At 29.9% G+C, this 24,682-nt stretch carries 19 protein-coding genes and 2 other annotated features; of the genes, 2 read left to right on the plus strand and 17 right to left on the minus strand.

Annotated elements, in window-relative coordinates; genetic code table 11:
* Nucleotides 1-48: 48 nt before the first annotated feature.
* Together TVTCOM_RS18145 and TVTCOM_RS18150 are read right to left on the minus strand one after the other, a co-directional pair.
* A complete protein-coding gene (locus TVTCOM_RS18145) occupies nt 49-492 on the minus strand; it encodes a DUF523 domain-containing protein (RefSeq protein WP_434797652.1) in 444 nt (147 codons plus the stop codon).
* Nucleotides 493-516: 24 nt separating this feature from the next.
* Nucleotides 517-2,895: an endonuclease MutS2 gene (locus TVTCOM_RS18150; protein ID WP_434797653.1), complete on the minus strand. Its 2,379-nt coding sequence runs from the start codon at nt 2,893-2,895 to the stop codon at nt 517-519.
* 224 nt (nt 2,896-3,119) lie between these two features.
* Here TVTCOM_RS18150 and TVTCOM_RS18155 point away from each other — a divergent pair, with 224 nt between their 5' ends.
* Nucleotides 3,120-4,571 (plus strand): aminoacyl-histidine dipeptidase, encoded by a 1,452-nt coding sequence (locus tag TVTCOM_RS18155; protein ID WP_434797654.1) that lies wholly within the window; start codon nt 3,120-3,122, stop codon nt 4,569-4,571.
* A 71-nt stretch (nt 4,572-4,642) separates the two neighbouring features.
* On the opposite strand, the gene TVTCOM_RS18160 is transcribed toward TVTCOM_RS18155, so the two are convergent.
* From TVTCOM_RS18160 to infC, 10 genes are all read right to left on the minus strand, one after another.
* The gene (locus tag TVTCOM_RS18160; protein ID WP_434797655.1) at nt 4,643-7,054 is read right to left on the minus strand and encodes a DUF3656 domain-containing U32 family peptidase; all 2,412 of its coding nucleotides are present in this window, start codon (nt 7,052-7,054) and stop codon (nt 4,643-4,645) included.
* A 74-nt stretch (nt 7,055-7,128) separates the two neighbouring features.
* Entirely contained in the window at nt 7,129-7,725 is a 597-nt protein-coding gene (gene zapA / locus TVTCOM_RS18165) for a cell division protein ZapA (protein ID WP_434797656.1), read from the minus strand.
* A gap of 27 nt (nt 7,726-7,752) precedes the next feature.
* Nucleotides 7,753-10,146, minus strand: a complete 2,394-nt coding sequence (pheT, locus tag TVTCOM_RS18170; protein ID WP_434797657.1) for a phenylalanine--tRNA ligase subunit beta — start codon at nt 10,144-10,146, stop codon at nt 7,753-7,755.
* Nucleotides 10,147-10,164: 18 nt separating this feature from the next.
* The gene (gene pheS / locus TVTCOM_RS18175; RefSeq protein WP_434797658.1) at nt 10,165-11,211 is read right to left on the minus strand and encodes a phenylalanine--tRNA ligase subunit alpha; all 1,047 of its coding nucleotides are present in this window, start codon (nt 11,209-11,211) and stop codon (nt 10,165-10,167) included.
* 43 nt (nt 11,212-11,254) lie between these two features.
* Nucleotides 11,255-11,487: a binding site (T-box leader), on the minus strand.
* A 51-nt stretch (nt 11,488-11,538) separates the two neighbouring features.
* A complete protein-coding gene (locus tag TVTCOM_RS18180) occupies nt 11,539-12,336 on the minus strand; it encodes a TrmH family RNA methyltransferase (protein WP_434797659.1) in 798 nt (265 codons plus the stop codon).
* 11 nt (nt 12,337-12,347) lie between these two features.
* Nucleotides 12,348-13,010 (minus strand): potassium channel family protein, encoded by a 663-nt coding sequence (locus tag TVTCOM_RS18185; protein ID WP_434797660.1) that lies wholly within the window; start codon nt 13,008-13,010, stop codon nt 12,348-12,350.
* Between the two features lie 29 nt (nt 13,011-13,039).
* Nucleotides 13,040-14,407, minus strand: coding sequence for a TrkH family potassium uptake protein (locus TVTCOM_RS18190; protein WP_434799767.1), 1,368 nt, complete (start codon nt 14,405-14,407; stop codon nt 13,040-13,042).
* Between the two features lie 211 nt (nt 14,408-14,618).
* A complete protein-coding gene (gene rplT / locus TVTCOM_RS18195; RefSeq protein ID WP_434797661.1) occupies nt 14,619-14,975 on the minus strand; it encodes a 50S ribosomal protein L20 in 357 nt (118 codons plus the stop codon).
* 76 nt (nt 14,976-15,051) lie between these two features.
* Nucleotides 15,052-15,246, minus strand: coding sequence for a 50S ribosomal protein L35 (gene rpmI / locus TVTCOM_RS18200; protein ID WP_228105824.1), 195 nt, complete (start codon nt 15,244-15,246; stop codon nt 15,052-15,054).
* A gap of 27 nt (nt 15,247-15,273) precedes the next feature.
* Nucleotides 15,274-15,840: a translation initiation factor IF-3 gene (gene infC / locus TVTCOM_RS18205; RefSeq protein ID WP_434797662.1), complete on the minus strand. Its 567-nt coding sequence runs from the start codon at nt 15,838-15,840 to the stop codon at nt 15,274-15,276.
* Nucleotides 15,841-16,194: 354 nt separating this feature from the next.
* On the opposite strand from infC, the gene ftsH reads away from it, so the two are divergent.
* Nucleotides 16,195-17,595: an ATP-dependent zinc metalloprotease FtsH gene (gene ftsH, locus TVTCOM_RS18210; RefSeq protein WP_434797663.1), complete on the plus strand. Its 1,401-nt coding sequence runs from the start codon at nt 16,195-16,197 to the stop codon at nt 17,593-17,595.
* 45 nt (nt 17,596-17,640) lie between these two features.
* Here ftsH and thrS read toward each other — a convergent pair whose 3' ends face one another.
* The 5 genes from thrS to TVTCOM_RS18235 form a co-directional block, all read right to left on the minus strand.
* Nucleotides 17,641-19,560: a threonine--tRNA ligase gene (thrS, locus tag TVTCOM_RS18215; protein WP_434797664.1), complete on the minus strand. Its 1,920-nt coding sequence runs from the start codon at nt 19,558-19,560 to the stop codon at nt 17,641-17,643.
* A gap of 54 nt (nt 19,561-19,614) precedes the next feature.
* Nucleotides 19,615-19,842: a binding site (T-box leader), on the minus strand.
* A gap of 57 nt (nt 19,843-19,899) precedes the next feature.
* The gene (locus tag TVTCOM_RS18220; RefSeq protein WP_434797665.1) at nt 19,900-20,694 is read right to left on the minus strand and encodes a putative sporulation protein YtxC; all 795 of its coding nucleotides are present in this window, start codon (nt 20,692-20,694) and stop codon (nt 19,900-19,902) included.
* Between the two features lie 234 nt (nt 20,695-20,928).
* A complete protein-coding gene (locus tag TVTCOM_RS18225) occupies nt 20,929-21,864 on the minus strand; it encodes an ABC transporter permease (protein WP_434797666.1) in 936 nt (311 codons plus the stop codon).
* Nucleotides 21,864-22,955, minus strand: coding sequence for an ABC transporter permease (locus tag TVTCOM_RS18230; RefSeq protein ID WP_434797667.1), 1,092 nt, complete (start codon nt 22,953-22,955; stop codon nt 21,864-21,866). Before TVTCOM_RS18230 ends, TVTCOM_RS18225 begins: the two co-directional genes overlap by 1 nt.
* On the minus strand, nt 22,945-24,516 hold the full coding sequence (locus TVTCOM_RS18235) for an ABC transporter ATP-binding protein (protein ID WP_434797668.1): 1,572 nt from the start codon (nt 24,514-24,516) through the stop codon (nt 22,945-22,947). The genes TVTCOM_RS18230 and TVTCOM_RS18235 overlap by 11 nt, the downstream gene beginning before the upstream one ends.
* Nucleotides 24,517-24,682: the final 166 nt, after the last annotated feature.

Raw genomic sequence — 24,682 nt, forward strand, 5'->3', positions numbered from 1 at the left:
TTCTACATTTTTTCAAGTTATTCCTATTGTTATATCTTCAAATATATATTATAATTCTTTTTCGCTAAAAACTTCTATATTATTTTCTTTAAATAAAGCTGCCGTCACACCCATACCAGAAATTTTATTACCTGTAAAAGTTCCATCGTAAATTAAGTTACATCCACATGATGGACTACCTTCTTTAAGAAGAGCCTGCTTACAATTGAACATTTTAGCAATTTTTAAACTTTCCTCAGCTCCCTTAATAAAATTTTCTGTTACATCTTTATCTTCACAGCTTATCACCTTGCTATTTCCACTTAAAACTTCTTTTCCGCCTGTCTTATTTATCTCTGATGGTTTTCTTGGTGTAGCTAATCCTCCTAGTTGTTCTGGACAAATAATAACATAGGGTTTATCTTTTAAGAATTGTTTTACTTTGTTATTATCATTATTTCCTCCATTGTATTTACAATTTACTCCAACTAAGCATGCTGATACTATCATCAATTTAACCATCTCCTCAATTTATTATTATCTTATCTCAACAATAGTTACTCCCATTCCACCTTCGCCATATTGTCCTGGTCTTTGAGATTTAACATGTTTGTTTTTCTTAAGTACATCTTGAAGTCCTTTTTTAAGTACTCCTGTCCCAACTCCGTGTATTATTGTAACAGTTTCAAGACCTGCAACACAAGCATCGTCTAAGTATTTATCTACTTCAACAATAGCTTCTTCCAAGTTCATTCCTCTTAAATCAACTTCACTCTTAACGCTACCTGATTTAGAACTTATAATTTTTCTTGTTGATTTAGTTACTATTGATTTTTTCTCTTTCTGAGCCATTTGTAATGCTTTAAATGGAAGAGTCATTTTCATTATACCCATTTGTATTACAGCTTCTTTTTTCTTCTTGTCAACTGATACTACTGTACCGTCTTGATTTAAAGTAATAACTTTTACTTCATCTCCTGCTTTTAAATCCTTTATTTCTTTGTTAGAAACTTTTGGAACTATCATACTTTTTACAGAAGGTTGTAAGTTGCCCATAGAATCAGCTAACTCTTTTCTTAAAGCTTCTATCTTTTTATTTTTTTCTTTAGAAGCCATCTCCATTTCCATACTTCTAAGTTCTTTTAGAATATTGTCAGCTTCTTCTTTAGCTTGTCTTGTTATACTAAAGGCTTCTGTTCTAGCTTTTTCCATCATTTTATCTTTAGAAATAGCTAATTTTTCAAGTTTTCTATCATATTCAGCTTTGATTTCTTCTATTTCCTTTTTAAGCCTTTCAGCCTCTTCTCTTTCTTGCTCAGCTTTTATTCTGTTCTTCTCTACGTTTTGAAGTACATCTTCCAACTCTATATTATCTGTATTTATAAATTCTTTTGCTTTATCAATTATATCGTCTCTAAGACCTAGTTTTCTTGATATTTCAAAAGCGTTTGATTTACCTGGTACTCCAATCAATAATTTATATGTAGGACTTAATGTATTAACATCAAATTCAACAGCTGCATTTTCTACTCTATCCTTTGTAAGGGCATAGTTTTTAAGTTCACTATAGTGAGTAGTAGCTATACATTTTGCTCCTGCCATATTTACATCTTCTAGTATGGCTATTGCCAGAGCTGCACCTTCTATAGGGTCTGTCCCTGCTCCAAGTTCATCAAATATTACTAGAGAGTCAGATGTTACTTCATTTAGTATTCCTACTATTTTTGTCATATGAGATGAAAATGTAGATAAACTTTGTTCTATACTTTGTTCATCACCAATGTCAGCAAAAATATTATCATATACACACATAATACTTCCATAATCCGCAGGTATGTGCAAACCGCTTTGAGTCATTAATGCAAATAATCCTATAGTTTTTATTGTAACTGTTTTACCACCTGTATTTGGTCCTGTTATTACTAATGTATCAAAGTCTTCTCCTAAATAAATATTATTAGGTACAACTTTATCTGCATTTAACAATGGATGACGTCCATTTTTTATATTTATATTTTTTTCTTCATTTAATATAGGTTCTATTGCCTTCATAGATAAGGATAATTTTCCTTTTGCAAAAGCAAAATCTAACTTACCAAGTATAACTTGATTAGATAAAATATCACCTGCAACTTCACCTACTAATTTTGTTAACTCTGATAAAATTCTTTCGATTTCTTCTTGTTCATCTAATTTTAATTTTCTAAGTTCATTATTCATTTCAACAATGCTCATTGGCTCAATAAATAATGTAGCTCCAGATGAACTTTGGTCATGTATTATACCTGAAACTTGTGATCTATATTCAGCCTTTACAGGCACAACAAATCTATCTCCTCTAACAGAAATAATTGCATCTTGTAAATATTTTTGATATGTAGTTGATGAAATTATTGAATTTAATTTAGATCTAATAGATTGATTTTTTTGTAATATTCCTCTTCTTATACTTCTTAAAGTAGGAGAGGCATTATCTGATATCTCAATTTCACTAATTATTGCATTATTAATTTCTTCTTCTATATCTCTATATACATATAAAGCATTTGATAAAGACTGTATTATTGGATAATTAAAGTCTTCCTCTTCTCCTGGAGTTAAACTTCTTCTTAAATTTCTGGCTGCCCTTAAATTATCACTTATCTTTAATAAACTTCCTGGGTCTAGTACTGCACCTATTTCTGCCCTTTTAACACTATCTGATATATCTTGTATGCCACCTAAGTTTACATGACCTCTTTTTATAAGAATTCCCTGGGCTTCACTAGTTTCTTCTAGCATATCTTTTACTTCTTTATAATTAGGTTTTGGTATTAATTCTTCAATATATTTTAAACCTAAAGAAGATGAGGCTTTTGTTGCTAATAAATCAATAATTTTATTGTATTCTAATACTTTCAATGATTTTTGATCCATACTTCCTCCTCTTTTTTATTTTTTATGTGAATTCATCATATAATTTATTTTTATATAGTTTTTTTTTCCGAAAATGTATTATACTACTAATAGGCTAAATAATATTATACATTAATATTTTATATTTTAACATATTATACACTTTTTATTTAGTATATCTAAGTTATTTAAATTATTAACTTAAAAATTAATTTTAATCTATTTAACGAGAAAGGAAATTTATTATGACAAATGTATTAAAAGATTTAAATCCAACATTAGTGTTTAAATACTTTGAGGAAATATCTCAAGTGCCTAGAGGTTCTGGAGATGAAGAAAGAATAAGTGAATTTTTAGTAAACTTTGCTAAAGAACTAAACTTAGAGGTAGTTCAAGATGAACATCTTAATGTAATCATTAGAAAGCCTGCTACTGAAGGATATGAAAATTGTCCAGGAGTAATATTACAAGGACATATGGATATGGTTTGTGAAAAAAATAAAGATGTTGACCATGATTTTGAAAAGGATCCAATAGAACTTAAAATAGTAGATGACATGATTTATGCAAACGGTACTACTCTTGGAGCAGATAATGGTATAGCTGTTGCTATGAGTATGGCTGTTCTTGCATCTAATGATTTAGCTCACCCTGCTTTAGAGGTATTAATTACTTCAAATGAAGAAGCTGGTATGACTGGAGCTAATGGACTAGACGGTAGCTTATTAAAAGGTAAATATATAATAAACTTAGATTCAGAAGAAGAAGGATTTTTATTGGTAAGTTGTGCAGGTGGAAACAGATCTTATGCTACATTACCACTTACATATAAAAACATAGAAGATAATAAGCAAGCATTTATGATTGAGGTAAAAGGTTTACTTGGTGGACATTCTGGTATGGACATAGTTAAACAAAGAGCTAATTCAAATGTAACTATGGGTAGAGTATTAAATCTACTTGATGTTGATTTTGATTTAGTTGAAGTTAACGGTGGTTCTAAAAATAACGCTATACCTCGTGAATGTGAAGCTGTAGTTGCTGTAAACAAAGATCAAGCTGAAAATCTAAAAGCTAATGTTGCTAAAATAGAAGAAATATTAAAAAATGAATTTAAAACTACAGATCCAGGTTTAGAAGTTGTAGTAAAAGAAGCTACTGCTGACAAAGCTATAACTGATGAGTGTAAAGCAAAGGCTATGTTATTACTTAACTTTATTCCAAACGGAATACAAACAGTAAGTAAAGATATAGAAGGATTAGTAGAAAGTTCTTCAAACTTAGGTGTTGTAAAAACTGAAAATGATGTTATGTCATTTGAAAGTGCTGTAAGAAGTTCAGTTGCAACATTAAGAGAAAACTTAAATAATAAAACTAAAATGCTTTGTAATACTGTAAATGCTAATTTCGAAAATACTGATGGATATCCTGCTTGGGAATATGCAAAAAATTCTAAACTGGAAGAATTATGTGTAGACGTTTACGAAAAATTAGAGGGTAAAAAACCTATTATAACTGCTATACATGCAGGTCTTGAATGTGGTTTATTACTTGATAAAATGCCTGGTTGCGAAGCAATTTCTATGGGACCAGATATGTTTGAAGTTCATACTCCAAATGAGCATTTAAGTATACCTTCTGTTAAAAATGTTTATGAATTCTTACTTGCAGTATTAAAATCAATGAATCAATACTAAAATCTTATTTATTTGAAAATAGAAAAAGTACTAAAGGATTAATAGCCCTTTAGTACTTTTTAGTTTATAAATTATTCTACTCCTTTGTAGAAATGGGCTGTTGTTATTCCTTCTTCATCTAACTTTTTATATAATCTATTAGATTTATCTCCCAACCTAAAATTATTATTAATAACTTCAATATAAGCCTCTAATACTTCTCTTATTTCACTTGTACTTTCTCCCGTAAAATCTAACCTAAATATATTTACACCAATGTTGTTTAATTCTTGTAAATTGTCTAGCACACAAGTTGGTTTAGAATTATATATTGTAGTTCTACAGAATATATCTTGTGATAATCTATACTCTTCTCCCTTAAAATCTTTAAGTGCATATCTACTTTCACTGCATTCTTTACATCTTTTATCTTTTTTACAGTTTCTAACTATAACGCCCATAGGACAATACTCACTTATCATCATTGGAGCAAACCCATAAACAATACTTTCCACATCTAAATCAGTATACGTTAGTGTTTCTTCCATCTCATTTATGTTAAGTTCTTGAGATATACAAACTGAAGTAGCTCCTTCTTTTTTAAAATGATTTATAGTTTCACTATTAAATGCATTTAAATAATAATCTATACAGAAATTTTTATTTTTAAAGAAATCTATTGAGCCTAGGGTTCCGATTTGAATACTTTCTTCATTTAAATCTTTAATTTTATTTAATCTGTTATATTCTTTATTTCTAATAATTCTAGGCGCTGAATAAATTACTTTCTTATTATTTTCTTTTCCTATTGATATTGCATCTTCAATAGTTGAAGCATCTTCATAATAAATAGCATCTATTTCAAAGTTCACAACTTCTCTTAATTGTTCTAAGTTTTTAACTTTAACCCTTATTTTTTTATCTTTTTGTCTAATAGCTCTTTGTGGATTATAGCTTACTTTTTCGTTTTTGTATTTTCTATCTTTTATTTCTATTCTTTCTTCACTTAACTTATCGATACACTCTCTTCTAATTTGATTAATTACACTAATTGGTAAACTTATTCCTTCATCTAGATCTATTTTTAGATTTCTTAACTGATAAGGAGTATTACCTAGTTTTCTTAATTGAGTTTCTATTTTTTCATCACTCATAGGTACTTTTAGAGCTTTTTCTATAAGAAAATCACCAATTATTTCAGCTTTATTTCCTTTTAAATCTTTAAATTTAATTATAGGATTTTGTCCTAATTTTAAACTTATCTCTCCATCAATATAACATTTTACAAGCTCTTTATCTTGTTTAAAAGTACTTTGAACTCTATCCATTAATTGAGTATCAGAAGTCTTAAATATCATTTGGTTTCTTCTAGCTTCTCCTATAAAGTCTATCTCTATAGTTTCACCCTTATATCCAATATCAGTAATTTCTTTACCTTTTATGATTCTTCCAATAACTCCTCCACCTAAATTAATTCCATCACCTTTTTTTAGGTTCTCTTCTAAAGCTATTTTTAATCTCTTTGCTTTTTTGTTATAATCCACTACTTTTCCTATATACAAACCTTGGTTGTTAGGTACTTGCGAATTCATAACGTCTTTTCCCACATCTCCAAGCAAAAGACCTTTCGTGAACTTTCTATTGAATATAGTATATAGGTCAGCCATTATATCATGAGATACATTGACTTTTTTACTTCTTAAATAATCATCAACTGCATCTCTGTAGCTTCCTATAACAGTTGCCACATACTCTGGTTTTTTCATTCTTCCTTCAATTTTAAGAGAATGAACTCCTGCATCAATAATTTGATTTATTTCTTCTATAGCATTTAAATCTCTTGTACTAAGTAAATAGTCACCATCTGAAGATACTTCCTCCCCTGTGTTAATGTCTATCATTGTATATCTTTGTCTACAAGGCTGAGCACATCTTCCTCTGTTTCCTGATCTATTTCCTATCATACTACTCATTAAACATTGACCCGAGTAACAAACGCATAATGCTCCATGAACAAATACTTCTATATCAACATTAGTATTGTCACAAATATGTTTAATTTCTTCCACATTTAATTCTCTTGCAAGTACTACTCTGTCAAAACCTATACTCTCTAAGTATTTTACATCTTCTAAAGAGTGAGCCACCATCTGTGTACTAGCATGAAGTTCGAAATCTGGAATAAGCTTTTTAATTGTCATTGCTGCACCTATATCTTGTAATATTAATGCATCTATATTTATGTCATATAAAAATTTTACATATTCAATAAAATCTTCAAGTTCATTTTGTTTTATAAGGGTATTTGTTGTAACAAAAACTCTTACACCTCTAATGTGTGCATATTTTACAGCTTCTTTTAACTCTTCTCTATCAAAGTTATTGGCAGATGCTCTGGCACTAAAATCCTTACCTCCAAGATAGACTGCATTAGCTCCATTTTGTACAGCTGCCTTCAACGATTCAAAAGAGCCAACAGGAGCTAATAATTCAACTTCTTTCATATTATACCTCCGCTCTTATGTCAAAAGGGTGTTTCCAAGGTTAATAATCCTTTGAAACACCCCCTTTATTTTCTTTATAGAGCACCTTCTCTATTTTTCAACTGATTTTCTAGCTCTGCATATTTCAACTGATAATCATAAGTTTTATTTTGCCACTGAGATGCTATGCTTTCTGCCGCTTGGGCTCTTTGTTTAGCTTCCTCATTTTCTTCTTTTAAACTTTTAATTTCAGCCATATATTTTTCTAATTCTAACTTCATTTCTTCAGTAGATTTGCTTAGATTTTCTATTTTTTCATTTTTTTCTTTTATTTGTTCATCGAGCTCCTCTATTCGATAATCTTTTTCCATTATCTCTAGCTCTTTTTGCTCCAATTCGCTGGCAACTTTTTTAACTTCACTTTGAACTTCTTCATTAGGTTTACTCATACCTTCTTTTAATGATTCTACCTTATTGTGCAGTTCTTCATTTTCATGACAACAATCAAATAACTCATCAGCAATATTTAAACATGCAACTATAGTTGTAGTAAGTGAACTTAGTTTAGGGTTTCCCTCTCTAACTTTATTCATTTCTCCGTCTACATACCTTGCTACATTTTTCATCTGTTCTGGATTTTTACCAACAATGTTGTATTCAGAACCTAAAATCCTCACAACTACCTTATTCATCTCACTAATCCCCCTATCAAAGATGAGTTAGTTTGATCTTAATTTTGCATCTAGCTTTTCTTCTAACTCTCTTATTATATTCTGGTGTACTTTGTTTACATCCTCATCTGTTAGAGTCTTATCTTTACTTCTATATATGATAGAGTATGCTATTGATTTATATCCGTCAGCTATTTGTGAACCTTTATATACATCGAATAATTTATAACTTTCTACTAAATCTTCTCCATTAGCTTTTATTATATCTTCTATTTGTTTTACTATAACATCATCTTTAACTAAAAGAGCTATATCTCTAGAAGTTGATGGATATTTTGGTAATGGATTGTATATTATAGTTCTATCTGAGTTTTCAAATATTAAATCTAAATCTAATTCAGCAAGATAAACTCTTTGTCCTAAGTTATAATTATCTATAACCTCTGGATGAACTTCTCCAAAAGTACCTATATATATATTATTATACATTATTGTAGCACATCTTCCTGGGTGGAATGTAGTATTATTAGTTTCTGGTATTATCTCATAGTTTTCAAATCCTACTGCATCTAGTATTGTTTCCAGTGCACCTTTTAATACAAAGAAGTCTACATCTTTACCGTACATACCTACACATAAGTGATTAGTTTCTATTGGTAATCCTTCTTGTGGAGTAAATGTATGACCACATTCAAAGGCAAATCCACTTTCAACCTTACGAGATACATTTGTATATAATACATTTAACATACTTGGCATCATTGTAGTTCTCATAACTGATGTATCTTCTCCAAGTGGGTTAATTAATGTAATATAATCTCTTTTCTTATCATCTTCAGGTAATTTTATTTTATCTAGTGATTTTGGACTTACAAATGAATAAGTTAATATTTCATATAATCCTATGCTTGTAGCTGTGTCTTTTATTTTATCCATGAATTTTTGTTTAGGAGTTTTAACACCAGCTGTTGCATTTCCTTCTAATTGCTTAGATGGTATATTTTCAAATCCATATATTCTAGCTATTTCTTCATATATATCAGCTTCTTGTTCTATATCTAATCTGAATGCTGGAACTTCTATAACTACTTCATCAGCAGATTTTAAATCACATTTGAATTCTAAGTCTTCTAATATTTTTACAAATCCATCTAATGATAAATCTATTCCTATATTTTTTATTATTCTTGATGGATTTACAGTTAAAGTTTGAACTGCTTGTTTAACTGGATAATCTTCAACAGTTCCTCTTAAAATTCTACCTGCTCCAAGCATTTCTACTAATTGGCAAGCTCTTTCCACACCTATTATTGAAAGTTCTGTACAAACACCTTTTTCATATCTTCCAGATGCTTCAGTTCTAAGGCCTAATTTCTTAGAAGTTAATCTTATGCTATCTGCATTGAATGCTGCACCTTCAAACAATACTGCTGTAGTATCATCTTTTATTCCTGAGTTTAATCCACCCATTACACCTGCTATAGCAACTGGTTTTTCACCATCAGTTATAACAAGCATCTCTTTATCTAAAGTTCTTTCAACTTCATCTAATGTAGTAAATTTTTCGCTTTCTACTGCATTTCTTACAACTATTTTTCCAGTTGGAAGTTCATTTAAATCAAATGCATGCAATGGTTGACCTTGTTCTAACATTACGAAATTCGTTATATCAACTATATTGTTTATTGGTCTAATACCAGCTTCTATAAGTCTTCTTTGCATCCAATATGGAGATGGCTCTATTTTAACATCTTTAATTATTCTAGCTCCATATCTCATACAAAGGTCAGGACTTTCAACTTTTACTTCAAAGTCTATATCTTCATCACAAGCTTTTACTTCTATTTCAGGATATTTTATTTTCTCTCCTATAGTGACAGCTGCTTCTCTAGCTATACCTATCATAGATCTGCAGTCTGGTCTATTTGCAGTTAATTCGAAGTCTATTATAGCATCATCTATTCCTAAGAATTCTTTTATATCTTGTCCTATTACTAGGTTTTCCATGTCGTTTAAGATATATATTCCATCTTTACTTTTTTCATCAACAAAATGCTCATCTATTCCTAACTCGTCAGCTGAACATAACATTCCGTGAGATGCTTCTCCTCTTAATTTACCTTTTTTGATTTTTATTCCTCCAGGTAATGTAGAGTTAACTTTAGCAACTGGTATATAGTCTCCTTCAGAAACATTTTTTGCTCCTGTACATATTTGTACAAGCTCTTCTTCACCCACATTTACTTGACAAACTACTAATTTATCAGCATTTGGATGTTGTGTTATTTCTTTTATTTGACCTACTACAACATTGCTTATTTCTTTTCCTAAAAATTCTACTGTTTCAACCTTTGTTCCAGTCATAGTCATTTTATCAGCAAATTCAACTGTATCCATATCTATATTAACGTAATCTCTTATCCATTTTACAGGTACTAACATTTTCTTTTCCTCCTTTTATTAAAATTGATCTAAAAATCTCATATCATTTTCAACTAGTAATCTTATATCATCTATTTCGTATTTAAGCATTGCAAGTCTTTCAACACCCATACCAAAAGCAAATCCACTATAAACTTCTGGATCTATCCCACAGTTTCTAAGTACATTTGGATGAACCATACCTGCTCCAAGTATTTCTATCCAACCTTCACCTTTACACATTTGACATCCCTTACCACCACATTTAAAGCAAGTAACATCTATTTCTGCACTTGGTTCTGTAAATGGGAAGTTATGTGGTCTGAATTTTGTTCTTGTATTATCTCCGAATAACTTCTTAACAAATAATTCTAAAGTTCCTTTGAACTGTGCCATAGTTATATCTTTACCAACTACTAATCCCTCTATTTGGTGGAACATTGGTGAATGTGTTGCATCTAATGAGTCATTTCTGAAACATCTACCTGGAGATATTATTTTTATTGGTAATTCTTCACTTCTCATTGTTCTAACTTGAACGGGAGATGTTTGTGTTCTAAGTAGTAATTCATCATTGAAGTAGAATGTATCTGTAATATCTCTTGAAGGATGGTTCTTAGGCGCATTTAATGCATCGAAGTTATTTTCTACTGTTTCAACTTCTGGACCTTCTGCCACAGAGAATCCTATTCCCATAAATATTTCAGTTACTTCATCTATTATTTGAGTTATTGGATGTCTTTTTCCAACTTTAAAAGTTTTTCCAGGCATAGTAACATCTATTACTTCCTCATCTAACTTTTTGTTTAACTCAATTTTCTTAATTTCTTCTTTTTTTGTGTTTATTTCATTTTCTATAGCTTCTCTTACATCGTTAGCTATTTTACCTATTTCCGGTCTTTCCTCTGCAGATAACTTGCCCATACCTTTTAATATTGCCGTAAGTTCACCTTTTTTACCAGAGTACTTTACTCTAAGGCCATCTAATTCTTCCATCGAAGAAGCTGCTTTAATTTCACTTAAAGCTCTTTCTTTTAAGCTTATTAATTGTTCTTTCACTTTTTTCACCCTTTCATATATTTTCATGATATTTTGCTTTCATTGCAATAAAAAAAGCCCTTCATCCCTATCTAGGGACGAAAGACTGTAATTCGCGGTACCACCCTAGTAGTTTAATAATATAAAATATTAATAAACCACTCAAATAAACTTAACGCGTTCAACGTTAAAGCCTACTGATTTCTGTTCAGCTTTAATGCTCCAGAGTGAACTTCTTATAAATACTTAGTAAATACTCACAGCAAATGTATTTTTCTCTTGCCTAAGTTAAATTATAATACTTTTCTCCATCATAGCTTTTTATATATAGTTTTTGTACAATTATAACATACTTAATATTGTATTTTCAACATACTAAGCTAAATATTTTTTAATTTCATACATCAATATAGCTGAAGAAATAGCTGCATTTAAAGATTCAGCATTACCATAAATAGGTATTTTAATTAATATATCTGATTGATTTATTAAATCATTGTTAACTCCATTAGCCTCGTTACCTATTACTAAAGCTGTTCTCTCATAATATTTTGTTTTATGATAGTAATTTTCAGTATTAAGATAACTAGAAACGATTTTAAAATCCTTTGATTTTAGTTCTTGTAAACATTCTTCTTGAGTACAGTGTATGATTTTCATATCAAAAATGGAACCCATTGTTGACCTAATTACTTTTGGATTGTATATATCTACACAACCTTTTAAAGCAATTATTGCATCTACACCTGCTGCATCCGCTGTTCTTATTATTGTTCCCATATTACCTGGATCTTGTATTCTATCTAATATCAATACAAATTTATCTTCATGATTAATATTATGTTCAATTTTTTTCTCTTTAAACCTAATTACACCTAAAATACCTTGTGTATTTTCTGTGTCTATCAATTCTTTAAATATTTTATTAGTAGTTTTAAATATTTTAATATTCTTATCTTTTAATATATTTAAAAAGGTTTTATGTTCTTCTTTATCTTCAAAAGTTTCATTTATAAATACATAATCTAAATCTGCATCACATTCTATTGCTAAAGTTAAAATTCTATATCCTTCTATTATGTATTTTGACTCTTTTTGTCTATTTTTACTTTTCAATAATGATTTAGTATACTTAACTTTTTCATTATCTTTACTACTTATATCTATAGGCATTTTATATTCTCCTATTTTGAATTTTTGTCTTTAGCAACAATAGCACTTATATTACTGTTTTTTCCTATTACTACTAAAATGCTACTTTCTTGTAGTTGCTCTTCTGGTGAAGGAATAACATTTATGTTGTTTCCATCTTTAATAGCTAGAACAGTAATTTCATATTTTGCTCTTAGGTCAAGTTCTATTAATGTTTTACCTATCCATTTATTAGGTGTCACAATTTCCATTATAGAGTATTCTGGATCTAATTCTATATGATCCAATATATTATCTGAAACTAAGTTATGTGCAACTCTTATACCCATGTCTCTTTCTGGGAATACAACTCTGTCCGCGCCTATTTTATATAAAACTTTTGCTTGTAATTCATCCTTAGCCTTGCATACTACTTGCTCTACACCCATTTCCTTAGCTATAAGAGTAGCCATTATAGATGCTCTTATATCAGATCCTATTGCTATTATAGCCACATCAAAATTGCCTAATCCTAAAGATCTTAAAGCATATTCATCTGTAACATCTACTGCTGCCACATGAGTAACTTTATCTGATAAATTTTGAATTATTTCTTCACTTTTATCTATAGCCATTACTTGATGACCTAATAAATTCATAGTTGTGGCAAGAGATGAACCAAATCTTCCACAGCCTATAACTATATATTGTTTCATAAATTTTCATCCTTTCAAGCTTATAATTCTTATCCTACTATTATCTTTCCTTCCGCATATCTAACTTTTGATTTTATTTTATTAGTTCTAGAAAGTAATGCTATGAAAATAGTAAGAGAACCTACTCTTCCTAAGAACATTAATATCATTATTATTATTTTTCCAAAAGTTGTTAGCGTAGGTGTTGAGCCTATACTTAATCCTACAGTAGCAAATGCCGATACTACTTCAAAAGCAGATTCAAGTAGTGAAAATTCTGGACTTACTATAGTAATCATTAGTGTACCAAATAGTACTACAAAAACACCTATAAAGAAAATCCCTAGTGATTTTTTAACTGTTGTACTACTTATTCTTCTTTGATATACTTCTATATCTTCTTTTCCTAAAATAAATGACTTTACTGTTAAAAATAAAGTAGCCACAGTAGTTGTCTTAAGACCTCCACCTGTTGATGCTGGAGATGCACCTATAAGCATTAAAATTATCATTAAGAATAATGTACTTTCTTTTAATACAGTTAAATCTATAGTATTATACCCAGCTGTCCTAAGTGTTATTGATTGTAATAATGAAGATAATAGTTTTTCCTTCATATTAAGTCCACCTAGAGTGTTTTTATTATTAAACTCTACAATAAATATAAATAAAAATCCTACGGCAATAAGTATTCCAGTAGTATTTATAACTATTTTAGAATGTACATTTAATTTGGAGTATTTTTTATTATTTATTACATCTAATAAAACAGGGAATCCTATCCCTCCTAGTACAATTAATCCACAAATCACAAGATTTATTAATGAATTATCAACAAAATACGTTAAAGATGAATATTCTCCTGATACAATACCCATTAAGTCAAATCCCGCATTACAAAATGCTGATATTGAATGAAATACACTGTACCATATACCTTTTATTAATCCTAACTTAGGTATAAATACCATAGAGAGCAATAAAGCCCCTATACCTTCAATAGCAAAGGTCATCATAATTATGTATCTCGTAAGTTTTACAAGACCTGATAGATCTCTTTGATTTAGTGATTCTTGTATTAACAATCTTTCCCTCAAATTTATTTTCTTACCTGTTAATAGAGAAAACATGGTTGCAATGGTCATAAATCCTAGTCCACCAATTTGAATTAAGGTTATGATAACAAGTTGACCAAATTCATTCCAATAAGTGCTCGTATCTACTACAACTAAACCTGTAACACATACGGCAGAAGTGGATGTGAATAACGCATTTAAAAGTCCAACGCTTTTACCACTCTTTGCAGCTATGGGTAAATTTAATATAAGTCCACCAAATAATATTACTACCCCAAATCCTATAACCATTACTTGTGCTGGTTCCATAGTATTTGTTTTCATAAGTAGCTTTTTTAACATGGTTTTCAATTCTGTCTACCCCTCCTTTATTTATAAGAATTTTAACTATCCCAATATTATAAAACAATTACTATATAATAACAACATTATACTATATTAATTATTTTTAATCTTTTATCTTATTATTCTAGTAATTTGACATATCTATGCAAAAAAGCATCTATAAACGACTATTGTCTCTTATAGATGCTTAGTATTCATTATAATAATATTAAGCTAATTTAGCTTTAGCAACGTCTACTAATTTAGCAAATCCTTGTGGATCATTTATTGCCATTTCAGATAACATTTTTCTGTTAACTTCAACACCTGCTAATTTTAATCCATTCATTAATCTTGAATAAGATATTCCATTCATTCTAGCAGCTGCATTTATTCTTTGTATCCAAAGTTTTCTGAAGTCTCTCTTCTTTAACTTTCTACCTATATAAGCATTCTTTAATGCTTTCATTACGAAATTGTTAGCTGGTCTATATAATTTGCTTCTAGATCCTCTGAATCCTTTTGCAAGTTTTAACACTTTTTTATGCTTCTTACGAGCGTTCATTGCTTTTTTTACTCTTGCCATGTTCATGACCTCCTTTATTCTTATGTGTATTGTCTTTTATTTTCGATTATATTACTTAAGTTTAATTAATTACTTCTTAGTATGGTAATAATTGTGCTATTCTTTCAGCATCACCTTTGCTAACTATAGCAGATTGTCTTAAGTTCATTTTAGTTTTAGCTGATTTTTTAGTTAATATATGGCTTTTGAAAGCTTTAGCTCTCTTTAATTTTCCGCTTCCAGTTTTCTTGAATCTTTTAGCTGCTCCTCTATGAGTTTTCATTTTTGGCATGATAAATTCCTCCTCTCAGTTAATCATCTATTTTTTTGGATCTATAATTACAACCATGTTATTCCCTTCAAATGCAGGGGCTTTTGTTGGTTCTCCAAACTCTTTAACTATATCAATAAATTTAAGCATAACTTCTTTACCGATATCTTTATGTCCAAGTTCTCTTCCTCTAAAGCGAAGTTCAACTTTTACTTTATCTCCCTTTTTAAGGAATTTTATAGCATTATTAGCTTTTGTGTTTAAATCATTAGCCTCAATACCTGGTCTAAGTCTTATTTCTTTAACTGTTATAGTTTTTTGATTTTTTCTAGCTTCTTTTTCTTTTCTAGATTGTTCGTACTTATGCTTACCATAGTCCATTATTTTGCAAACAGGTGGCTTAGCATTTGGTGATATTTTCACTAAATCTAAGTTTTTACTATTTGCCATAGTTTGAGCTTCTTTAGAAGACATAATCCCTAACTGCTCTCCAGTTTCTGAAATAACTCTTAATTCCTTATCTCTTATTTGATCATTGATTGATAATTCTTTGCTAATTGTAGGACACCTCCAAATTATTTTATATAAAATAAAAAGCGAATGATTGAATATCATCCGCTATATAAGTCAAAATTACACTTAGTTTGTGAAATACACATAAACTAAACTTATATTAACCTTACTAACCTGTGGCGTAAGGCGAGAAACGGACTTCTTCTTGTTTTACTAATTATTTTTTGTAGTTTTAATTACTACTCCATATAATATACGCTTCTTCGAACTATTTGTCAACTATTTTTCCATAAAATATTTTATATATTTTAAAATATTGTTTTTGTGTTTTTAAACTTACTTTTATGACAATACTTCTAATGTAAAAGTTTATTTTTTTTAATTTTTATAATAAATTTTTACATCTTTGGAAAATATAAAGTAAGTAATAATTATATACCTCAGAGGTGCTTTAATATGAACATTATAAATAACTTTTTAAAAAAAATCAATAATCCAGTTCCTGTATTTGCTCAAACGAAACTGGAAAAGGAAAACTGTTCTGAAGATCATAGTAGCAGTAAACCCAAAACCACATTCAGAGATGTGGCAGGACTTGATGAAGTAAAAGAAGAACTATTCGAAGTAGTTGACTTTATGAAGTCTCCTGACAAATACATAAAAATGGGTGCAAAAATACCAAAAGGAATACTATTTTACGGTCCTCCTGGTACGGGAAAAACACTTCTAGCATCAGCTGTTGCTGGAGAAACAGATTCATCCTTCTTTAATGTGACCGGCTCTGAATTTGTCGAAAAATATGTTGGTGTAGGTGCAAAAAGAGTAAGAACTCTTTTTGAAAAAGCTAGAAAGGAAGCTCCTAGCATTATATTTATTGATGAAATCGATGCAATAGGAGCTAGAAGACATTCTGAAAGCAACAACGAAAAAGATCAAACATTAAATCAACTTCTTGTAGAAATGGATGGTTTTAATAAAGACGATAATATTATAATAGTCGGCGCAACAAATAGACTCGATTTATTAGATGAAGCTTTATTAAGACCTGGACGATTTGATAGACATATACGTATCAATTCTCCTAACTATAATAGTAGATATGAAATTTTAAAAGTTCACACAAAAAACAAACCATTACATAAAGAAGTCGATTTAAAATTATTAGCTCGTAAAACACATGGTTTTAATGGTGCACATTTGGCAAACATAGCCAACGAAGCTGCCATATATGCAGTAAGAGACAATAGCAGTGAAATTACAACATATCATTTTGATAAGGCTATCGAAAGAGTAATTGCCGGCATAGAGCAGAAAAATTCTGTATTAATTGAAAAAGAAAAGAAAATTGTTTCTTTCCATGAAGCTGGCCATGCCTTAGTTAGCAATATTGTAAATATCTGTCCTATACAAAAAATATCTATCGTTCCTCGTGGTGAGGCACTGGGATATGTACTTCAACTCCCAGACGAAGATAGATATATTTACACAAAAGAAGAATTAATAGGCAAAATCAAAATATTACTAGCTGGAAAAGCTGCAGAAGAAGTTATCTTTAACCATTTATCTACAGGCGCTAAAGATGACTTAAAGAAAGTTACTGACATTGCAGATCAAATGGTTTGTGAATATGGTATGAGTAAATTAGGCTTTATGACAATAGAAGGCAACTCAAAATCTTTTATGTCACAACAAGTTCAAAAGGAAGCCAATCAAATTGTTGAACATTGCTATAAAGAAACTTTAAAGTTATTAAAAGAAAATATAAATGATTTACACATTGTTGCTAATCATTTATACGACAAGGAAACTATGACTTTAGAAGAATTACAATCATTAATTCAAAAAGAACCTTGCTAGAAATAAAAATAACCTAGGATTTAAATCCTAGGTTATTTTTATTAATTATTGTTGAACTATATTAACTCTTTCTTCATCTTCTTTTACTACTATAGATACGAAATCATTTAAGTTCATACTTCCCATTTCGCCTTTATCTCTTGATCTAACGGCAACTTGGTTTTCTGCAGCTTCTTTGTCACCTACAACTAGCATATAAGGTACTTTTTGAAGTTGTGCTTCTCTTATTTTGAATCCTATTTTTTCCGCTCTATCATCCATTTCAACTCTTACACCTGCATCAAATAAAGCTTTTTTAACTTCATTTGCATAATCCATATATTTATCTGATATAGGTAATATTTTAACTTGAGTTGGAGCTAACCATACTGGGAATTTACCAGCATATTGTTCTATTAATATACCTATAAATCTTTCTATACTTCCAAATGCAACTCTGTGTATCATAACCGGTCTATGTTTTTCACCATCTTGACCCATATAAGTTATGTCAAATCTTTGAGGTAATTGCATATCTAGCTGGATAGTTCCACATTGCCATGTTCTTCCTAAGCAGTCTCTTAAGTGGAAGTCTATCTTAGGTCCATAGAATGCTCCATCTCCTTCATTTAATATATAAGGTAGATTTAACTCTTCTAAAGCTTCTCTTAATCCATTTTCAGCTGTTTCCCAATCTTCATCTGAACCCATTGATTTTTCAGGTCTAGTAGATAATTCTAAATGATATTCAAATCCAAAAGTTTTGTATACTCTATCTATTAAATCAACTACACCTTTTATTTGTTCTTTTATTTGTTCTGGTAACATGTATATATGTGCATCATCTTGAGTGAATGCTCTAACCCTCATTAATCCATGTAATGCGCCTGATAACTCATGTCTATGAACTCTACCAAGCTCAGCAACCTTCATTGGGAATTCTTTGTATGAATGAGGTTTATGGTTATAATATATTAATGAACCTGGGCAGTTCATTGGTTTTATAGCATATAATTCTTCATCTATATTAACAGTATACATATTTTCTTTGTAGTTGTACCAATGACCTGATGTTTCCCATAATTTTTGATTTAATATTATTGGAGTTTCTATTTCTACATATCCATCTTCTTTGTGTATTTCTCTCCAGAATTTTAATAAAGCATTTTTAAGCTCCATACCTTTTGGTAAAAATAGAGGGAATCCAGGTCCTTCTTCTGGTATAAAGAATAAGTCTAATTCTTTACCTAATTTTCTATGGTCTCTTTTCTTAGCTTCTTCTAATAAATGTAGGTATTCTTCTAAATCTTTATTCTTTTCAAAAGATATACCATAGATTCTTTGAAGCATTTTATTTTTTTCATCCCCACGCCAGTAAGCACCTGCTACACTAAGTAGCTTAACAGCTTTTACTTTCTTAGTAGATAATAAGTGTGGTCCTCTACATAAATCAGTAAAATCACCTTGCTTGTAGAATGATATTATTTCACCTTCTGGTAACTCGTTTATTAATTCTTCTTTATATATTTCACCATTTTCTTTAGCCCAAGATAGCGCTTCTTCTTTTGGTAATTCATATCTTTCAAGTTTTTGATCTTCTTTAGCTATTTTTTTCATTTCAGCTTCAAGCTTTGCAAGATCTTCCATAGTTAATCTTTCTTCTAAATCTATATCATAGTAGAATCCATTTTCTATGCTTGGCCCTATGGCAAACTTAGCCTTAGGATATAATCTTTTTATAGCTTGCGCTAACATATGTGCAGAAGTATGTCTAAAAACATCTTTTCCTTCTGCATCATCAAACTTAAATAAGTTTAATGTACAATCTTCCTTAACCATATAGTCAAGTCCTACTACTTGATCATTAACAGATGCTGCAACAACCGCTCTTGCTAAACCTTCACTTATTGATTTCGCAATTTCTAAAACAGAAAGTTCATTTTGAAATTCTTTTACTGATCCGTCTTTTAATGTAACTTTTATCATAATTTTGCCTCCTAAAATATATTATTTTAACAATAAAAAAACTCGTCCCATAAAAATTGGGACGAGTTATATCTCGTGGTTCCACCCAAGTTGACATATATAATATACATGTCCTCTTGATGACTATAAGGTTGTCAACCGAATACTTTCACATATATATGCTACTAAATTCTGCTCCAAGTTAGTTTTCAAATAGGATTATTTTAGATAAGCTCACAGCCAAGGCTCATCTTCTCTTTAAAACAATTTATCTATTTTACTTTGTCTCTTCATCACACTATTTTTAATTAATTTTAATTATATCAGATAGATATTTATCATTCAACCATAATATAATAATTAATTACTATATATTACAGTTACCTTTCCTTCAAATAATAAGTTTACGACTTCTATCATATCTTTGGATTTGTTATTATTTAAATTATCAAGTATTTCTATTTTCTTAGGACATAATGTCATTATTGCACTTATTAGAATATCTTCGTTATTTAAATCTTCTGACATGGCAAGATTCATAATTTCCTCATTATTAAAATGTTCAAGCTCTCTTCCATTTTCATCACTTAATACAAAATTGCCATCTTTCATGATTGTAATTCTAAGTAGTTCCATCTTTTCTTCTTGTATATCTATGAAATATTTTAAAGAATCTAGAAACTCTTTTTTATCCCTTTTTATTAAATGTTCTTCCATTGCAATATCACTTAATATAGAAATATAGCTAATAAAATCTTTCATTCTAAATTTAACAAATCCCTCTAAATTTAAATCATTATTTTCTATAATAAATTCATTTACTTTACTGTATATAGTTTCTTTTATAAAATCTTCTTTTTTATCAAATAAATTTACAGCTTCTATATATACACTTTTTTTATCCTCTTCACTTATATTAATGTAAGTTTTCCATATGTATTCTTTTAAATCTCTTTCTTTTATTAAACTTATTATTAAATCTGCAATACCAGAGCAAAGTGTGTCACAACTTTTCATTTTAGACATATCTACATACATACTGTCTAAAGTTTTATCGTAACTAATCAATTTAGAGTAATTCTTTCCATGGAAAAATTCTTTAATTAGTCCTACATCTTGGGGTAAAAAACTTATTTGCATCATTCTGTCTGTCATTGTATCGCCCCTTCCAAATAATTAAAAGAAACTTATTCTAGTTTAATACATTGTTTTTTATTGTATTGTCATAGTTTTAATACACTTTACCCCGATAAATTATTTATAATTTTACCGATAGTTATATTATTAAACATTTTTTTAAATTTTATAAGTTGAAATTAAATATATTTTTCTATACATAGAAATACGTAAAAAAGCTATGAAAATTTAATTTTCATAGCTTTAAATTAATTATCTTTCACCTTTTTTGTAAGGATTTCCTAAAGCTGACGGAGCCTTAGAACTCTTAACGAATAATACTAATATTATTAATGTTACAACATAAGGTATCATAGATAATAAGTTTTCATTTATTGTAAATGGTAATGTTGGACTTCCGAAGTATACAGATAACGCTGTTGAGAAACCGAATAATAGACAAGCAAGTGACGCCCATTGAGGTCTCCATTTTCCGAATATAACAGCTGCCATAGCTATATATCCTTGTCCAGATACTAGTGTAGGTCTAAATGAAGAAACTAATGCAAGTGACATTGAAGCTCCTCCTAGCCCTGCTAAAAATCCAGATATTAAAACTGCACTATATCTTACTCTAGAAACATTTATTCCTAATGTATCTGCAGCACCTGGATGTTCACCAACTGATCTTATTCTAAGACCAAATTTAGTTTTGTATAAAACATAGTATGCTACTATTACTAATATAAATGCAAGGTATACAGTTGCATAGTTATTAAATATTGTATCTAATACACTACCTGCTGGAAATGTCCCATTAAATATTCTTGGTATTTTATTCTCCATTGGTATTGTTGGAGTTGTAGTTGCTCCATCAAACATTATTTTCGCTACAAATAAAGCAAAACCTGGAGCTAATAAGTTTATTGCAACACCTGATATTGTGTGGTCTGCATTAAAGTTAACAGTTGCAAAAGCATGTATTAACGCAAAGAATGCTCCAGCTAATCCTCCTACTAAGAAAGCTAACCAAGGATTACCTGTTAGAAAACCAGCTGCTGCTCCTGCAAATGCTCCTATTGTCATCATACCTTCTAGACCTATATTAACTATACCTGAGTTTTCAGAGAATACTCCGCCTAATGCTGTATATATAAGGGGAGTTGAATACATCAACGTTGTACTAATTATAATCGCTAAATCTTGCATTATGCGTTACCCCCTTTTGCTTTCTTTTGTTTCATTTTTATATATAACATTCTTAATCCATTACTTAACGCGATAAAGAATACAATTGACCCTATGACTATATTTATTACTTCTGATGGCGCTCCAACTGATTGCATTTTTATTCCACCGTATTTGAATGCACCGAATAATAGTCCTGAGAATATTACTCCTATAGGATTACTGTTTGCTATTAAGGCAACAGCTATACCATCAAATCCATATCCTTCTTGTGCTGCAAGAACTGTTATATTATGAGTTACCCCCATAACTTGTATTGCACCTGCAACTCCAGCTAATAAACCTGCTATAGCCATTGATTTTAATATTGATTTGCCAACGTCTATACCAGCATATTCTGCTGCATCTTTATTGTGACCAACTGCTCTAAGTTCGAAGCCTAAAGTAGTTTTTGTTAATATAAACCATATCACAAATACTAGTGCTATTGATATAACTATACCCCAGTTAACACTAGTAGCTGGTCCAACTAAACTTTTCAACCAATCTATACTTATACTTGCACTATCTTGTATATTTACTGAAGCTTCACTATTTGGTACTGATATAAATGAATTTGATACCATAAAATTACTTAAGTAAAAAGCAATCCAGTTTAACATTATTGTTGCTATAACCTCATTTATTCCAAACTTAGATTTTAGAAAACCTGCTATTGAGCCCCAAAGTCCTCCTGCAAGACCAGCTAAAATTATTGTTAATGGGATATGAATTATAGCTGGTAAGTTAATGCTATATCCTACTAATGTGGCAACTAATGCACCTATTATAAATTGACCTTCTGCACCTATATTAAATAACCCTGTCTTAAAAGCAAAGGCTATAGAAAGACCTGTAAGAATATATGGTGTGGCCTTTATTATAGTCCATGCTATGTATTTTGGCTTTCCAATTATACCCTCTATCATAGCTCCATAAGCTTCTATAGGACTATTTCCTGAAATAAGAAGAACTATTGCTCCAACAAGTAAACCTAGAAGGATTGATAAGAATGAAAACTTAACAGCATCGTCTATAAAAGATTTTTTCTTAGTTTTTAAGCTATTTTCCATTACAGTCACCTCCTGCCATCATCATTCCAAGCTTATTTTCATCTGCATCTTTTGCATCTAATATACCAACTATTTGGCCTTCGTAAATAACTGCTATTCTATCAGAAACATTCATAACCTCATCAAGTTCTAAAGAGACTAGAAGTACTCCATTTCCTGCATCTCTTTGATCAACTAATGATTTATGAACGAATTCAATAGCACCTACATCTAATCCTCTTGTTGGTTGAGTAGCTATTAATAATTGCGGTTCTTGACTGTTTTCTCTAGAATCTTCTATATTTGTTACTTCTCTACCTATGATTACCTTTTGTTGGTTACCACCTGATAATCCTCTTGCTTTAGCATTAAGATCATTTGGTCTAACATCAAATCTTTCAATTATTTCTTCAGCTTTTTTATTGATTGCTTCAATATTTAATATTCCATTTTTTGAATACTTATTTTCTTTGTAGTTTTGTAAAACAACATTTTCCGCAACTGTATAATCTAAAACAAGACCTCTCTTTTGTCTATCTTCTGGAATATTTTTTATCCCCTTTTTGAAGATTTGCTTTGGCTTGTTATTTACCACTGTTTGTCCATTTATTTCTATAAGACCAGATTCGACTTTTCTAAGACCAGTAAGTGCTTCAACTAATTCTGATTGACCGTTTCCGTCTATACCAGCTATTCCAAGTATTTCCCCAGCTTTCACTTCTAAAGATAGCCCATCAACAACTTTTATTCTTCTGTTGTCTTTTACTACTAAGCCTCTAATTGATAAAACTGTTTCAGTTGGGTTTGCTTCTTTTTTGTCAACCTTGAAGTTAACTTCCCTACCTACCATTTTTTCTGCCAAGTCATTTTCCGTTACATCTGCTACTTTTACAGTGTCTATGTATCTACCTCTTCTAATTACAGTACAATAATCTGCTATAGATTTTATTTCTTTAAGTTTATGAGTAATTATTATTACTGACTTACCTTCCTTTGTAAGATTTCTAATAATATTAATAAGTTCTGTTATTTCTTGTGGAGTTAACACTGCTGTAGGTTCATCAAGAATTAAAGTTTCTGCACCTCTATATAATGCCTTTAATATTTCAACTCTTTGCTGCATACCTACTGTTATATCTTCAATTCTAGCCATAGGATCAACGAATAACCCATATTTTGCTGATATTTCTTTAACATCATCTATGGCTTTTTTAATATCTAGAGCACCTACATTTTTTGTTGGCTCTGTTCCTAGTACTATATTTTCAGCTACTGTAAATGGTTGAACAAGCATAAAATGCTGATGAACCATACCTATTCCTTTTGATATAGCTACGTTTGGATTGCTTATATCTACTAATTCACCATTAATATAAATTTCTCCTGATGTAGGGTTATAAAGTCCATATAATATATTCATAAGAGTAGACTTACCTGCTCCATTTTCTCCTAAAAGCGCATGTACTTCTCCTTTATGTACAGTCAAATTAACGTTGTCATTTGCTATGAAGTCGCCGAATTTTTTAGTTATATTTTTCATTTCAACAACTTTTTGACTGTAGTCGATGCTATTGTTATTCATAGCTTTGTTTGTCCTCCTTGTCTGACCATATTTTTCATAATAAAAAAACGGATAATATATCTATATATTATCCATAAATCATATAATCTATTTGTTAAGCCAAATTAATTTTTATAGATTCCATATTTATCAGATAAAATATTATATGATTTTTAACTATTTTCAT

Origin of the sequence: Terrisporobacter vanillatitrophus (assembly GCF_051148895.1) — a bacterium.
Classification (GTDB): Bacteria; Bacillota; Clostridia; order Peptostreptococcales; family Peptostreptococcaceae; genus Terrisporobacter; species Terrisporobacter vanillatitrophus.

Excerpts from the sequence above, each read along its gene's own strand:
- ftsH (WP_434797663.1), top strand. The coding sequence starts at position 16,195 with ATGAACATTATAAATAACTTTTTAAAAAAAATCAATAATCCAGTTCCT.
- TVTCOM_RS18220 (WP_434797665.1), bottom strand. The coding sequence starts at position 20,694 with ATGACAGACAGAATGATGCAAATAAGTTTTTTACCCCAAGATGTAGGA.
- pheT (WP_434797657.1), bottom strand. The coding sequence starts at position 10,146 with ATGTTAGTACCTGTAAAATGGATAAGAGATTACGTTAATATAGATATG.
- TVTCOM_RS18180 (WP_434797659.1), bottom strand. The coding sequence starts at position 12,336 with ATGCCTATAGATATAAGTAGTAAAGATAATGAAAAAGTTAAGTATACT.
- rpmI (WP_228105824.1), bottom strand. The coding sequence starts at position 15,246 with ATGCCAAAAATGAAAACTCATAGAGGAGCAGCTAAAAGATTCAAGAAA.
- TVTCOM_RS18190 (WP_434799767.1), bottom strand. The coding sequence starts at position 14,407 with ATGTTAAAAAAGCTACTTATGAAAACAAATACTATGGAACCAGCACAA.
- pheS (WP_434797658.1), bottom strand. The coding sequence starts at position 11,211 with ATGAAAATATATGAAAGGGTGAAAAAAGTGAAAGAACAATTAATAAGC.
- TVTCOM_RS18155 (WP_434797654.1), top strand. The coding sequence starts at position 3,120 with ATGACAAATGTATTAAAAGATTTAAATCCAACATTAGTGTTTAAATAC.
- TVTCOM_RS18185 (WP_434797660.1), bottom strand. The coding sequence starts at position 13,010 with ATGAAACAATATATAGTTATAGGCTGTGGAAGATTTGGTTCATCTCTT.
- TVTCOM_RS18235 (WP_434797668.1), bottom strand. The coding sequence starts at position 24,516 with ATGAATAACAATAGCATCGACTACAGTCAAAAAGTTGTTGAAATGAAA.
- TVTCOM_RS18225 (WP_434797666.1), bottom strand. The coding sequence starts at position 21,864 with ATGCAAGATTTAGCGATTATAATTAGTACAACGTTGATGTATTCAACT.
- thrS (WP_434797664.1), bottom strand. The coding sequence starts at position 19,560 with ATGATAAAAGTTACATTAAAAGACGGATCAGTAAAAGAATTTCAAAAT.
- zapA (WP_434797656.1), bottom strand. The coding sequence starts at position 7,725 with ATGAATAAGGTAGTTGTGAGGATTTTAGGTTCTGAATACAACATTGTT.
- rplT (WP_434797661.1), bottom strand. The coding sequence starts at position 14,975 with ATGGCAAGAGTAAAAAAAGCAATGAACGCTCGTAAGAAGCATAAAAAA.
- TVTCOM_RS18150 (WP_434797653.1), bottom strand. The coding sequence starts at position 2,895 with ATGGATCAAAAATCATTGAAAGTATTAGAATACAATAAAATTATTGAT.
- infC (WP_434797662.1), bottom strand. The coding sequence starts at position 15,840 with ATGATATTCAATCATTCGCTTTTTATTTTATATAAAATAATTTGGAGG.
- TVTCOM_RS18230 (WP_434797667.1), bottom strand. The coding sequence starts at position 22,955 with ATGGAAAATAGCTTAAAAACTAAGAAAAAATCTTTTATAGACGATGCT.
- TVTCOM_RS18160 (WP_434797655.1), bottom strand. The coding sequence starts at position 7,054 with ATGAAAGAAGTTGAATTATTAGCTCCTGTTGGCTCTTTTGAATCGTTG.